Genomic DNA, 12,620 nt, shown 5'->3' with positions numbered 1-12,620 from the left:
TTGTCCTGTGAATGAATGCTTTAATTCTAGCGTTTAATCATGAACAAGTGCCTTGCCTCGCCCAGGAATGGCACTTCAATTGGATGAAGCGCATCAATTCGCCAGCCAGCGGGCACGTCGCCGTCGACCTCCACCCGACCTTTCAAAGCAGCAAATTGACCATTTTCAGCCAACAAATGCTGGCTAAGCGCAATGAAATTGTCGATGCTGGAAAACGCTCGGGAGCAGATCAAATTAAAAGGTTTCTGGACTTGGTATTCTTCAACCCGACCATGCACAGCCTGCGCATTTCTGAGCCCCAGACTGGCAATGGCTTGTTGCATAAAAGCCGCCTTTTTTTGGACGGTGTCAATCAGAGTAATTTGCCAGGCGGGCTGTGCAATGGCCAACACCAAGCCTGGCAGGCCTGCACCGGCACCCACATCCAGAATTTCCGGCTTGTTTTCTGCCTGCAAGGCGAAGGAAATTTCCGGCAACACAGCCAGTGAATCAAGCAAATGATGGGTAATTAATTCGCGGTTGTTGCGGATGGCAGTCAGGTTGTACACCCGATTCCATTTCTGAATAAGCTGGCCGTACTTAAAAAGTTGTTCATGCTGTTCGGCATTCAAACCCAAACGCAGCTTGGCAATGCCCTCTTCCAGCAAGGTTTGGTCTGACGACCCCAGGGTTTCAGACTTCGGTTTTCGGTGGGCGGAATTCAAGCCACTTGCTCCGGCGCCTCAGGTGCATCATCGACTTTCGTTTGGCTGGCACGATTCAACAAGTCACGCTTTTTCAAATGAACCAGCAGCAAGGAAATTGCAGCGGGCGTAATGCCCTGAATACGCCCTGCCTGCCCAATCGTTTCAGGCTTGTGGGTGTTCAGCTTTTGTTGCACTTCTTTGCTAAGCCCGTTCACGCCAGCGTAGTCAAAATCTGCGGGCAGGCGAATGGCTCCATTCCCCGCACCACGTTCAACTTCTGCCTGCTGCCGAAGTACATAGCCTGCGTACTTCACCTCAATTTCCAACTGGGAAATCAGCTCACTTTGAGTCAAAGGATTGCCCATGGCCAATTCGCCACTTTCTTTCAGCAATGTGCTCAGGTTCTGATAACTCACATCGGGGCGCTTGAGCAGATCGTACAAATTGTATTCACGGTCAATGCCCTTGTGCAACACACGCTCGGCTTCCGCCTGTGCCACGATTTTCGGATTGATCCACGTGGAACGTAGTCTTTGCTTTTCTTGCTCCACGGCTTCGCGCTTTTCAGAAAAGGCTTTCCAGCGGATGTCGTCAACCAAACCAAGCTTTCGGCCGATTGGGGTGAGTCGTTGATCCGCATTGTCTTCTCGCAGGCTTAGGCGGTACTCAGCGCGGCTTGTGAACATGCGGTAAGGCTCTGCCACGCCCTTGCTGGTCAAGTCGTCTACGAGCACACCCAGATAGGCTTCATCGCGACGAGGCGTCCACTGATCTTTGCCCTGAACCATTAACGACGCGTTAAAGCCCGCCAACAGCCCTTGCGCTGCGGCCTCTTCGTAACCAGTAGTGCCATTGATTTGGCCTGCGAAGAATAAACCCTCAATGGCCTTGGTTTCCAACGTGGTTTTCAATGCGCGCGGGTCAAAGTAATCGTATTCAATCGCATAGCCTGGGCGCATGATGTAAGCGTTTTCCAGGCCTTTGATGGAGTGCAGCAAGTCAAGCTGAACATCAAACGGCAAAGAGGTCGACACACCATTTGGATAATACTCATTGGTGGTTAAGCCCTCGGGCTCAAGAAAAATCTGATGCGATTCCTTGTCTGCGAAGCGATGAATTTTGTCTTCAATGGACGGGCAGTAACGTGGGCCCACACCTTCAATCACACCGGTGTACATTGGGCTGCGATCCAAGCCACCACGAATAATGTCGTGGGTATTTTGATTGGTGTGTGTGATCCAGCAAGGCAACTGCTTTGGGTGCATGGCCGCGGTGCCCAGATAGGAAAACACAGGCACCGGATTCAGATCACCAGGCTGTTCTTGCATGACTGAGAAGTCAATACTGCGGCCGTCAATTCGCGGGGGCGTTCCAGTTTTTAGGCGCCCTTGCGGCAGCTTCATTTCCTGCAAGCGTTGACCCAAACCAATCGAGGGTGGATCCCCGGCACGACCCGCCGAGTAATTTTGCAAACCCACGTGAATTTTGCCATTCAGAAAAGTGCCTGCGGTTAACACAACAGCCTTGGCTTTAAACTTCACGCCCACTTGTGTAACTGCACCGCAAACGCGGTCACCATCCAGCAGCAGGTCTTCTACTGATTGCTGAAACAGGCTTAAGTTGGCTTGGTTTTCCAGACGAGTACGAATGGCTTGACGGTACAAAACACGGTCAGCCTGCGCACGGGTAGCGCGCACCGCTGGGCCCTTGGAGCCATTCAAAATTCGAAACTGAATACCGGCTTCATCCGTTGCAATGGCCATGGCACCACCCAAGGCGTCCACTTCTTTAACCAAATGCCCCTTACCAATACCACCAATGGACGGGTTGCAAGACATTTGCCCAAGTGTTTCGATATTGTGCGTCAGCAATAGTGTTTTGCTACCCGCGCGGGCGGCGGCGAGTGCAGCCTCGGTACCGGCATGACCACCACCAACCACAATGACATCAAATTCTTCTGGGTAAAACATTCTTTGCTCCTGGCACTTGGTGCCGGAATTCCTTAACGGAACTCGAAATTTATACGGCTTCGCCCTGACGCGACATTGCCAACATTGGCGCAATTATATGCTGTGGTGAGTTTTTGCCCAAGTGAACATGTTTCACGTGGAACACAAAACTGACAAATCGTTTGGCTAGGTCTCACACATAGCTAGGTAGAGGCATCTGCAAAGTCGAAGTCCCTCCTCCGCCTGAAAGCGGAAGGACGGACATGCGAACTTCGCAAATGCACACAACCAAACTGCGAACCGTGGATCACCAACTGCTAATTCTCAGATACCGATCGGTACAACTTTATGGCTCAATCACTGATCGCCGTTTCTAACTGGGGTGGTAGCCGTGTCGTGATCTTTCTCTGCCCGAAAGTGTGAGTTGATGGCGTATTGCTGATTTTCAGTGGTGTTACATCATGCTGCCGATTCAAGATCAAGGCGCTCGGCTTGATTCGCAGCGAAGCGCGATCCGGAGGATCGATGCGAATACGCCCCAATCAACCCACTCCACCAACAATCACATCAGCTCAGAAATGTTCCACGTGGAACATCACGCAATCCACCACTTCACGTATGGCCAATAGCTGTCGTAACTGGTTCGCAGAATAAGCAAAAAAACCACTGCCAACAGAATCTTCCGCACAAAGCCAGCCCCCTTACGAATCGCCAAGCTTGCACCAACCTTGGCACCCGCCAAATTAAACACTGCCATCAACAAACCCAAGGCAACAATCACATGCCCAGCAGGCGCAAACCAAGCCAACGATGCAAGGTTACAAGCAATATTGACCATCTTGGCACCTGCCGTGGCCGCCAGAAAATCGAAGCCGAAAAATACAACGAAGGCGACCATTAAGAACGACCCGGTACCTGGCCCGAAAAACCCGTCGTACAAACCAATCGTCAAGCCAACGCAAGCGCCGAAAAAACGCTCGCGGTTCTTGTCGAGCTTGGGTGCATGAACACTGCCAAGGTCTTTTCGCAGGAAGGTGTATATGGCCACCGCTATGAGCAATATCGGCAACAACAACCGCAGCACTTCTGTGGAAACCTGAGTAACAATGTAAGCGCCGCAAAATGCGCCAATTAATGCCATGACGGTGGCTGGGATCACCGCATTCCACGGCACTTGAATGGCTTTGGCGTACTTATAAGCAGCAAAGGTGGTTCCCACCACACTGGAAATTTTATTGGTACCCAACAAAGTGGCGTGACCCTGCGTGGGCAGCAAGCCAAACAAGGCCGGAATCTGGATCAAGCCACCGCCACCCACCATGGCATCAATTAGACCCGCGCCAAAGGCTGCGATGCAAAGTGCAATTAACACCCACAATTCAATATTTTCAAGCATGCAAGAAAAGTTTCCAAAAAAGAAAACAGGCGCCTTGTGGGCGCCCGCCATAGGACTAATTCCGGAGTATCAGAAAAAAGTCAAAACTTTAAAACCAAATCAAGCAGCTAGGCGGCTCGCAATTTGCGCTTTGGTTTCTTCCAGCTGGGCTGGCAAGTTGTGCTTCAACTTCTCGAACAACTCCGCATGCAAATCCAGCTCTTCAAGCCAGGCTGCTTTGTCGATCGCGGTAATGGAATCAAATTCAGCCTTGCTGAAATCCAGACCATCCCATGAAATGTCGTCGTAAGTCGGTGATGTACCAAACACGTGGTCAACGCCTTTGCCCTTGCCTTCAACACGCTCAAGCGCCCACTTCAATACACGCATGTTCTCGCCAAAACCAGGCCATATGAACTTGCCTTCGGCATCGGTACGGAACCAGTTCACGCAGAAAATCGCGGGCAACTTGGCACCGGATGACTCCAGCTTCTTGCCCAAGTCGAGCCAGTGCTGGAAGTAATCCGACATGTTGTAGCCACAGAATGGCAACATGGCAAATGGGTCGCGGCGCACTACACCTTGCTGACCAAAGGCCGCAGCGGTGGTTTCTGAACCCATGGTTGCAGCCATGTAAACACCTTCTACCCAGTTGCGGGCTTCGGTGACCAAAGGCACGGTGGTTGAACGGCGACCACCAAAGATGAACGCGTCAATTTCAACGCCAGCCGGGTTGTCCCAGTTACTGTCGATTACCGGATTTTGTTCAGCGGCCACCGTGAAACGTGCGTTGGGATGTGATGCCTTGCGGCCGCAGTCAGGTGTCCAGTCTTTGCCTGTCCAGTCAACCAGGTGCGCTGGCGCTTCCTTGGACAAACCTTCCCACCACACATCGCCATCATCGGTCAGCGCAACGTTGGTGAAAATTACATTGGCATTCAGGGAAGCCATGCAGTTGGAGTTGGTTTTGGTGTTGGTACCAGGGGCCACGCCAAAATAACCCGCTTCAGGGTTGATTGCGCGCAGCTTGCCGTTGGCATCGGGCTTGATCCAGGCAATGTCGTCACCAATGGTGGTTACTGTCCAGCCCTTCATGGATGCAGGTGGAATCAGCATCGCAAAGTTGGTTTTTCCACAGGCCGACGGGAATGCCGCAGCAACGTGGTACTTCTTGCCTTCGGGGTTGGTAACACCCAGGATCAACATGTGTTCCGCCAACCAGCCCTGGTCACGGCCCATGGTAGAGGCGATGCGCAGTGCCAGGCACTTCTTGCCCAACAAAGCGTTGCCGCCGTAGCCGGAACCATACGACCAGATTTCACGTGTTTCTGGGTAGTGAACGATGTACTTCGTGTCTGGGTTACAAGGCCAGGAAACGTCTTTTTGACCTGCTTGCAAAGGTGCGCCCACGGTGTGTACGCATGGCACAAATTCGCCGTTCGAACCCAACACATCGTAAACAGCCTTGCCCATGCGCGTCATCATGCGCATATTGACTACCACGTAAGCGGAATCAGACAACTCAACACCGATGTGGGCAATCGGGCTGCCCAATGGGCCCATTGAAAATGGGACGACGTAAAGCGTGCGACCACGCATGGAGCCTTTGAACAAACCGTTCAGTGTGGCGCGCATTTTGGCGGGGTCTTCCCAATTGTTGGTGGGGCCTGCATCTTCCCTGTTTTCGGAACAGATGTAAGTGCGGTCTTCCACGCGAGCCACGTCTGAAGGATCAGACCAAGCCAGGTAGGAATTCGGGCGCTTTTCTGGGTTGAGTTTGCGAAGAGTACCCGCTTCAACCATTTCCGCGCAAAGGCGTTCATATTCTTCTTGAGAACCATCGCACCACACAATATTCTTGGGCTCGGTAAGGGCTGCAATTTCTTGCACCCAAGCCACAAGCTTTTCATGCTTGACATACGACGGCACGGTCTGGCTGACCATAGACAGCACTGCACTCATGCTAAAACCTCCAATAGACAAAATGTAATTCTTTGGTGCGGGGGCTTTGGCGTTGCTCGACAGTGTGTGACCGGAACATGACACCAAGCACACGGGCGACAGGCTTGTCGTTTATCCGCAAACTTAGCCCTCGAGTTTAACATGTTGTAAGCAAACGGAAATAAGTTTTTCCTATAGGCATTATCATGTATTCGCATGCCTTGTTTGCATTCGGTTAAAGCCCATGTAAAGTGGCGTTTCTGCCTTACCGACCACGCATTATGAAACTGATCGCCATCTGCACCGGGCTTGTTGCACCGCTTGTTTACCGAACCGCATCAGGCGCTATAAAAACGGAAGCCAGCGGCATTAAAAAACAGCCTGTCAGCACTGAAGAAAACGCCGTACCGATTGAGCTGAAAAAGCTGGGCCTTGAAGGCGATGAACAATGCAATTTGTCGGTGCACGGTGGGCTAGACAAAGCGGTGTACATGATGCCCGCAAAACACTATGCCTTCTGGCAAGCCCGCCGGGAAGAAAAGGGTTTGGACACTGCACTGCCCTGGGGATTTTTAGGTGAAAACCTGGTTGTTGAAGGACTCGATGAAACCCAAGTGCGCATTGGCGATGAATTTGAATTCGGTTCCGTTCGATTGCGTGTCACCGACCCACGCGAACCCTGTCACAAGTTTGCAATTCGAATGGGGTTCGGTGCAGCCCCCAAACAAATGATTCAGCAAGGCAACTGCGGCTGGTACTTGCGCGTTCTTCAAACCGGCCACATTCAGGCCGGCGAAGTGGCAAAACACTTCAGCAACCCCCAGGGCAAAACGGTGCTTGAATCATTCCGTTACAAAACCCACAAAGGCCAGATGGATCTGCTTTAAAACCTTAAGCAGCCAATTGTTTTTTCCACGCCTTGATTTGCTTGGCAGCGGCCACCGAACCAAGACGGGCCAACCTTTCCAGCCAAGCGGGATTGGGATCGTAAGAAAAATGCGTGACTGCCAAGGCCAAGGCTTCCTCATCCCAGCCATCGTCCACATACAAATCAAATAAGGCCTCTGCTAGTACAGGGCTTCGAGGCAAGGCACGCAACCACTGCTCCGCCTGAGTAATCGCATCTCGAGACCTGCCCGCATCGCGCAACTTGCGCACGGCCACCACCGCTTCAAAATCATCAACCGCTGATTTTCGAAGCAACTCGGCCAGCAAAAACTTTTCTTCAAGGTGTTCCAGCAGCGCCCGCAAACGCAACCTGCGCCAGCGCTTGTCAAATGACCGCCAACTCACGTTGCTGGTGGGCTGCATTTCATTCATGTCGTTGATTTCAAGCTCGACCAAACCCAACACGGTGTGCCTGTCGCACAGTGCAATTTGCTTCCACCACCAAGAGGGGTCGACCAAACCGGCTTGATCAAGCATGGCCACTGGGTACACCAAGTGAGCCCGCTCAATCGTATTTTCAACACGGCTGGAAACTATGCTTAACCAGTCGCGAGTGAACTCACGCACAGCCTTCAACAAAGAACCATGTTTGTCATCAGCCCCTTCGCAAATGGTCATCAGCTTCTGCAGAGCATGCGCACCCAAATCAACCAGCAAGTTCGGATCAGCGCTGCGATTCAATTCCGACTGCAACCACCCATCCAGAATCTGAGTTCGAATCGCAATTTTTTCGCAGGATTGCGCGGACGGGCAGCGCGCTGAACCCACGAAGCGATTAATGAGTTGTTTGAGTTTACGAGACCGCAGTTTATGGTCAAGCCCCTCGGGCGAATCGAGCAACTCGCAACTGCCCTCCAGAAACTGCAAAGCACGGTGCAAGTCGGGCATGTATTGAGACGCACGGCCCAACCACAACATCCACTCTTGACCACTCCGAGAGGCCAACGCAGAAGTGTGATGCTCTTTTGCCATCGGGTTTCCTTTGCTAGCGCCGCACTTTGTAGTGCCCGGGGGCATAGGCTTTCGATAGCCCAAACCCTCGCAACTTCAGGTGTTTGGTTTTACGGCCGGTGACCCGCTCGCGCCACATGCGAAAACTGCTGGCTTTCATGTTGGCTCGCATTAATTCGATGGTCTGGGATTCGTTCAATCCAAATTGAAGTTCTATCGCTTCAAAAGGTGTCCGGTCTTCCCAGGCCATTTCAACAATGCGGGAAACTTCTTCTTGAGACAACTTAAACTGCAAAGGTTTGGACATCTGATCTCACTGACCGCTACACTGGAGAAAAACTCAATAATCAGTATAAGACAGAAGGGGCTTTTCCGTGAAAAAGGCGTTGCTTGGCTTAATCATTTTAATGACGTTCGTCATCGTTGCTTTTTTTGCAATGGGCCTTTACTCAGAAACAGGTAAGGCATCGGGGCTGGCCATGGGGCAATTGGCCCCCTGTCCCAATAAACCGAACTGCGTGAGCAGTGAAAGCTCACCCTCAGACGATCATGCCATTCCCGCCTTTTCAATAGTTCCTGCCATGGGCGATGAACCCTTACTTAAGGTCAAGGAAGTCATTGAACTGCTGGGCGGCGATGTCGATTACTCCGACGAAAATTACCTGGCCAGTACATTCACAAGCGACCTGTTCGGCTTTGTGGATGATGTGGAATTTCGCGTCGACCAGGGAAGTGGCTTGCTTCACGTTCGTTCCGCATCCAGAGTGGGATACAGCGACCTGGATGCGAATCGAAAACGTGTTGAGCAAATCAGGCAATTGCTGGCTACCAACTAGAGCGACTATGCACCCAGCTTTGTGAATTTATAAGTGACAAGTTCGTAGAATGTGTCCCCCAAAAGGGGGACAGAGTGTAAAGTATGCACCGAGGAAAAAGCAGGACGGAGACACTTCGAAGATGAGCAGTCCAAAAGAAATTGACGAGGCAGTAAGGCTTACAGAGCTTTACCAACTCGATATTCTGGACACGAGCAAAGAAGAATTTTTTGAAGCCTTGGTGGACTTGGGCTCAACCTCTTTTGACTGTGCTTTTTGCTTCATCGCCTTCGTTGATTCTGAAAGAGTTTGGTTCAAAGCGAAACGCGGGTTCGAAGCCAAGGAAGTACCACGCGACCTTTCAATCTGCTCGCAAACAATCAAACACAATGAACCCCATGTGATTAACGATTGTGCTGTGCATCCCGATTTCAAAAACAATCCTTTGGTCACCGAAAGCCCGGGGATAAGATCCTACCTGGGCGTTCCTTTGCATTCACTCAATGGAAATAAAATTGGCACTTTTTGCTTGTTGGACAACATTCCACGTGACTGGACAGAAGCTGAAATAACCATTGCAAGCAGCATGGCCAAATTGGTCGAACACTCGGTCATTGAGCGAGCCATCAAGGTTAAAGAATCGAGCGAAGCCGCTAGCGGCGCGCAGCATCCATCAACAAACGCACAAAGCCTTGGAAGCTGGAAAAGCATTGATCACAACAGCAAGATTGAACTTTCACCGTCCATGGAGAAATGGCTAAATCTGACCCAGTCCAGGTCGGTGAGCGCCGCCTGGTTCAACGATCTTCCCATTGCAGAAGACAAAGACAAGGTTACATCAGCCCGGCTTGAGCGAAACGGAACGGCCTTCACCTACAGGGTGCGTTTGCCCAACGACTCGATTGTGATGTTCGAAGAACAGGTTTACGGCAATGACCAAGCGGGCATGGTACGGCTGTTCGGCCTGGTTAAGAAAATTAGCAAGCCTTTGCCAGAATCTCCAACACACATGGAAGAGAACGCGGAAGCAGCCCGTATGGAACCCAGTGTGGACCTGAAGCGCTTTCCGAAATCGTTTTTGAAAGAATCCGTGAAGGGCAGGATGCTACTGGATTACACCGGCCAAATCACGGGGCTGGCTGGCCCCGATGATGACGAGTTTTTCAAAATTAAATCCAAAGAAAACCTGATCGATCTGCTTCACGCGGAAGACAAAGACCCATTTCAGACGGTTTTTAAACAGAGCCTTGGCAACAAAACCCCCTGCGAGACATGGGTGCGCCTGAATGACCAAGAGGAAGCCAACACCTGGCTACGAATCGAGCTGTTCCCCAAGAAAGGCTTCACAGCATTCAAGAAACCACATTTTGAGGCGAAATTCACGGCGGTGATCAACAAAGCATCGTCCATGCAAAAATCGGTTTTTGATGAAACCCTGCTGAACCTGACCGGCACTTTGGCCAAGGTGGGTGGGTGGTACTACCACCTGGACAGTGGAATGCTGAAAACCACGGAAATGCTGCGTGAAGTGCTAAGCACCAGCAAAGAATCACTGACAACAATCTTCCACCTCAGCGCCATTGTTTCAAAATTGTCTGGCCGCAATATTGCAGTGTTGTTCATCGAGTGCATCAACAATCGAAAACCGGCCAGCCTGGAGTTTGAATCGCAAGAAGACGAGAACAACAAAAAATGGTTTCGCATGATGATTCGCCCGTCCATCGGTGAAGAAGGTGTGCCAGTGGGCCTTTATGGCTCCATTGCAGACATTTCAGAGAGCCGGAGAACCGAACTGGCGCTGGAAAAAAACCTGTTGGCTTACAACCTGATTGTCGACAACCTGACCGATGGTTTGGTCGAGATTGATGCGGCAATGAACGTGAGTTTCGTAAATCGGAACGCCAAGGCACTGCTGCAACAAGACCGTGAACTGTTTGTGCACGCCATGCCCCTTCACGAACTAATTCCAGACCTCGACATATCCCAATTTTCAGTGCTGCTGGAATCAGTCAATCAAGTTGGTTTTTCTAAACCAGTCGAGCAGTACGTTCAGTTTATCAAGCGCTGGATATCGATTCGCGTATTTAAATCGAGCTCGGGTTACACCATCCTGATCAAAGACATCACCAAGCGAAAAAACCAAAGCAGCGATCTGTACATGCTGAACTCGGCGATCGAACAGATTCGCGAGGTCATAATGGTGACCAACGACGTAAGGAAAACGAAAGAACCATTTGGATTGCTTTACGTGAACTCGGCGTTCGAAACATTCGTAGGTCAGGGTCGAGACAAGTGGCTTGGACGGAATCCTTATCACCTAATCCACGGAAGAATTCCAACAAGAGACTATCGACAGCTGCTTGTGGCTTTTCTGAGCCGACAAAAAATATTGCTTAAAACAGAGTATGAAATCAATCCAGATCACAAAGTACCTTGCGATATTTTGATTTCCCCGTTTCTGGACACTGCACGCAACGCGCCCTGTTTTCTGGTCGTGTTTCGAGTGCTCGAAATTTAGCGGATCAGGCCAGTGTCGTGCCCACGCTCAGCACCTGCGCGCGTGGCGTAAAAACCATGGCATGAATGGTCTTGACCAAGTTGGCCATCGTGTCTGCAGTGTCTTTGCGCAAAAATCTGGCCGACTGGATTGAATCCAGCCTGCTTAGGGCAAATGCTTGCGCTGTTTTCAGACTTTCAGGATTGCAAGACATGTAAGACACTGGCACCAAGTGCAAATACCTGTCGTAGAAGGCGACGATGTCTTGTAAATCATCGTAGGCATTGTCAGGAAAATGTAGATCAGACAAAACAGCGGCCGGCAACGCTTGATTGCCTTGCTCGGCTTGCTCAAATGCATCCCGGATGTCGCCAAACCGCTCAAACACAGTCAACGAAATCGGGACGTAAGTCACTTTCGCAATTTCCTCGATTGCTTCTTCGACAACCAAACGATAGAACGGAGAATCTTCGGCAACCCAGATTTCCAGTGGTGCTGACATCGATTCACTCATTTTGATCACCCAGCCGCACGGCATTTAACTTGACCTAGTCAGGTTAATTGATCCGGCCACAGCCTTCATCAATACAAAGAGACCCCCCCCCTATTTTGGGGAAACCGGCACACACATCCAACGGTTCAAATGAAGCCATCCTCCAAATGAAGGGGCACCACGCAAAGGGTGGGCACGTACTATGGAGTGAATTATCGGTAACGCCGATTCTAATTACTGTGAAACAACAATTCTGGAGGGACGCTAATGAGCCCCAATGCAGTACTTTTGATCGAAGACCACCCATTGGTTTCCATGATGCTGGCCGACATGTTGACAGAGCATGCCCCCGACCTAAGCATTCTCAAGGTGCCAAGCATTCAAGCCAGTGAACAACACATTCATGAAAATCCGCGTTTGGTGATATTCGACTTGAACCTGCCTGATTGCGAAGGCGTGGCATCGGCTCGGCGCGTGCGTGACCTGTTCCCGTTTTCCCAGTTGTTGGCCTTCACTGGAACCACGCACGATCACATATTGGCCGAGCTTCAGGACATGGAAATTCCAGTAGTTCGGAAATCAGCGGATTACCACGAATTGTTGGACGCTGTGATGAAGGGACTCACTGCAATGGGCGTTCAATACCAGCAAGGCATGAATGCAGACAAACTGAAATCGAAAAATGAATTTCAATCCAATATCATTGCTCCGGGTTCAAAAAAACCACTGACCTGGCGCCAAGTTGAAATCATGCGACGAATTGCTGTGGGCATGACAGCCAAGGAAGCAGCCAAAGACATGAATTTAAGTCCGGAGACCGTGCGCGCGCACATGCGGGAAGTGCTTGTTAGACTGGGAGCACAAAATCGCGCCCACGCTGTTTCTATTTTCACCAAAGCTGAACGACAATCCAGAATGTTTGAAGAAACACAAAGTCACTGATTCAGGGCCGCGATAAAATCAAT

10 protein-coding genes and 1 pseudogene are annotated in these 12,620 nt (G+C 50.9%); 4 read left to right on the top strand and 7 right to left on the bottom strand.

Annotation, left to right across the window (positions count from 1 at the left end; translation table 11 throughout):
* Positions 1-26: 26 nt before the first annotated feature.
* The 4 genes and pseudogenes from rsmG to NSP04_RS12000 all read right to left on the bottom strand — a co-directional run bounded on the left by rsmG (position 27) and on the right by NSP04_RS12000 (position 5,972).
* Positions 27-704, bottom strand: coding sequence for a 16S rRNA (guanine(527)-N(7))-methyltransferase RsmG (gene rsmG / locus NSP04_RS12015; RefSeq protein ID WP_257512593.1), 678 nt, complete (start codon positions 702-704; stop codon positions 27-29).
* A gap of 47 nt (positions 705-751) precedes the next feature.
* Positions 752-2,656: pseudogene (gene mnmG, locus NSP04_RS12010) on the bottom strand (tRNA uridine-5-carboxymethylaminomethyl(34) synthesis enzyme MnmG); the annotation flags it as partial.
* Between the two features lie 574 nt (positions 2,657-3,230).
* On the bottom strand, positions 3,231-4,031 hold the full coding sequence (locus NSP04_RS12005) for a sulfite exporter TauE/SafE family protein (RefSeq protein WP_257512591.1): 801 nt from the start codon (positions 4,029-4,031) through the stop codon (positions 3,231-3,233).
* A gap of 99 nt (positions 4,032-4,130) precedes the next feature.
* Complete coding sequence (locus NSP04_RS12000) at positions 4,131-5,972, bottom strand: phosphoenolpyruvate carboxykinase (GTP) (protein ID WP_257512590.1); 1,842 nt, start codon at positions 5,970-5,972, stop codon at positions 4,131-4,133.
* Positions 5,973-6,232: 260 nt separating this feature from the next.
* Here NSP04_RS12000 and NSP04_RS11995 point away from each other — a divergent pair, with 260 nt between their 5' ends.
* Entirely contained in the window at positions 6,233-6,838 is a 606-nt protein-coding gene (locus tag NSP04_RS11995) for an MOSC domain-containing protein (protein WP_257512589.1), read from the top strand.
* Between the two features lie 4 nt (positions 6,839-6,842).
* On the opposite strand, the gene NSP04_RS11990 is transcribed toward NSP04_RS11995, so the two are convergent.
* Together NSP04_RS11990 and NSP04_RS11985 are read right to left on the bottom strand one after the other, a co-directional pair.
* Complete coding sequence (locus tag NSP04_RS11990; RefSeq protein WP_257512588.1) at positions 6,843-7,871, bottom strand: hypothetical protein; 1,029 nt, start codon at positions 7,869-7,871, stop codon at positions 6,843-6,845.
* A gap of 13 nt (positions 7,872-7,884) precedes the next feature.
* A complete protein-coding gene (locus NSP04_RS11985; protein WP_257512587.1) occupies positions 7,885-8,157 on the bottom strand; it encodes a TIGR03643 family protein in 273 nt (90 codons plus the stop codon).
* 100 nt (positions 8,158-8,257) lie between these two features.
* Between NSP04_RS11985 and NSP04_RS11980 the strand changes: the two genes are divergently transcribed.
* Positions 8,258-8,686, top strand: coding sequence for a DUF1499 domain-containing protein (locus NSP04_RS11980; RefSeq protein ID WP_257512586.1), 429 nt, complete (start codon positions 8,258-8,260; stop codon positions 8,684-8,686).
* 121 nt (positions 8,687-8,807) lie between these two features.
* Positions 8,808-11,183, top strand: a complete 2,376-nt coding sequence (locus NSP04_RS11975; protein ID WP_257512585.1) for a GAF domain-containing protein — start codon at positions 8,808-8,810, stop codon at positions 11,181-11,183.
* A 4-nt stretch (positions 11,184-11,187) separates the two neighbouring features.
* Here NSP04_RS11975 and NSP04_RS11970 read toward each other — a convergent pair whose 3' ends face one another.
* Complete coding sequence (locus NSP04_RS11970; protein ID WP_257512584.1) at positions 11,188-11,676, bottom strand: hypothetical protein; 489 nt, start codon at positions 11,674-11,676, stop codon at positions 11,188-11,190.
* A gap of 246 nt (positions 11,677-11,922) precedes the next feature.
* On the opposite strand from NSP04_RS11970, the gene NSP04_RS11965 reads away from it, so the two are divergent.
* Positions 11,923-12,597 carry a response regulator transcription factor gene (locus NSP04_RS11965; protein WP_257512583.1) on the top strand — a complete coding sequence of 225 codons (675 nt, stop codon included), beginning with the start codon at positions 11,923-11,925 and terminating at the stop codon, positions 12,595-12,597.
* Positions 12,598-12,620 lie beyond the last annotated feature (23 nt).

This window comes from Limnobacter parvus (assembly GCF_024623725.1).
GTDB classification, from domain to species: Bacteria; Pseudomonadota; Gammaproteobacteria; order Burkholderiales; family Burkholderiaceae_B; genus Limnobacter; species Limnobacter parvus.
The sequence above is the reverse complement of the archived record's forward strand: the minus strand, read 5'-3'. Positions and strand labels throughout refer to the sequence as shown.

Coding starts and splice junctions, on each gene's coding strand:
- NSP04_RS12000 (WP_257512590.1), bottom strand. CDS start 5,972: ATGAGTGCAGTGCTGTCTATGGTCAGCCAGACCGTGCCGTCGTATGTC.
- NSP04_RS11995 (WP_257512589.1), top strand. CDS start 6,233: ATGAAACTGATCGCCATCTGCACCGGGCTTGTTGCACCGCTTGTTTAC.
- NSP04_RS11975 (WP_257512585.1), top strand. CDS start 8,808: ATGAGCAGTCCAAAAGAAATTGACGAGGCAGTAAGGCTTACAGAGCTT.
- NSP04_RS11990 (WP_257512588.1), bottom strand. CDS start 7,871: ATGGCAAAAGAGCATCACACTTCTGCGTTGGCCTCTCGGAGTGGTCAA.
- NSP04_RS12005 (WP_257512591.1), bottom strand. CDS start 4,031: ATGCTTGAAAATATTGAATTGTGGGTGTTAATTGCACTTTGCATCGCA.
- NSP04_RS11985 (WP_257512587.1), bottom strand. CDS start 8,157: ATGTCCAAACCTTTGCAGTTTAAGTTGTCTCAAGAAGAAGTTTCCCGC.
- NSP04_RS11980 (WP_257512586.1), top strand. CDS start 8,258: ATGACGTTCGTCATCGTTGCTTTTTTTGCAATGGGCCTTTACTCAGAA.
- NSP04_RS11970 (WP_257512584.1), bottom strand. CDS start 11,676: ATGAGTGAATCGATGTCAGCACCACTGGAAATCTGGGTTGCCGAAGAT.
- NSP04_RS11965 (WP_257512583.1), top strand. CDS start 11,923: ATGAGCCCCAATGCAGTACTTTTGATCGAAGACCACCCATTGGTTTCC.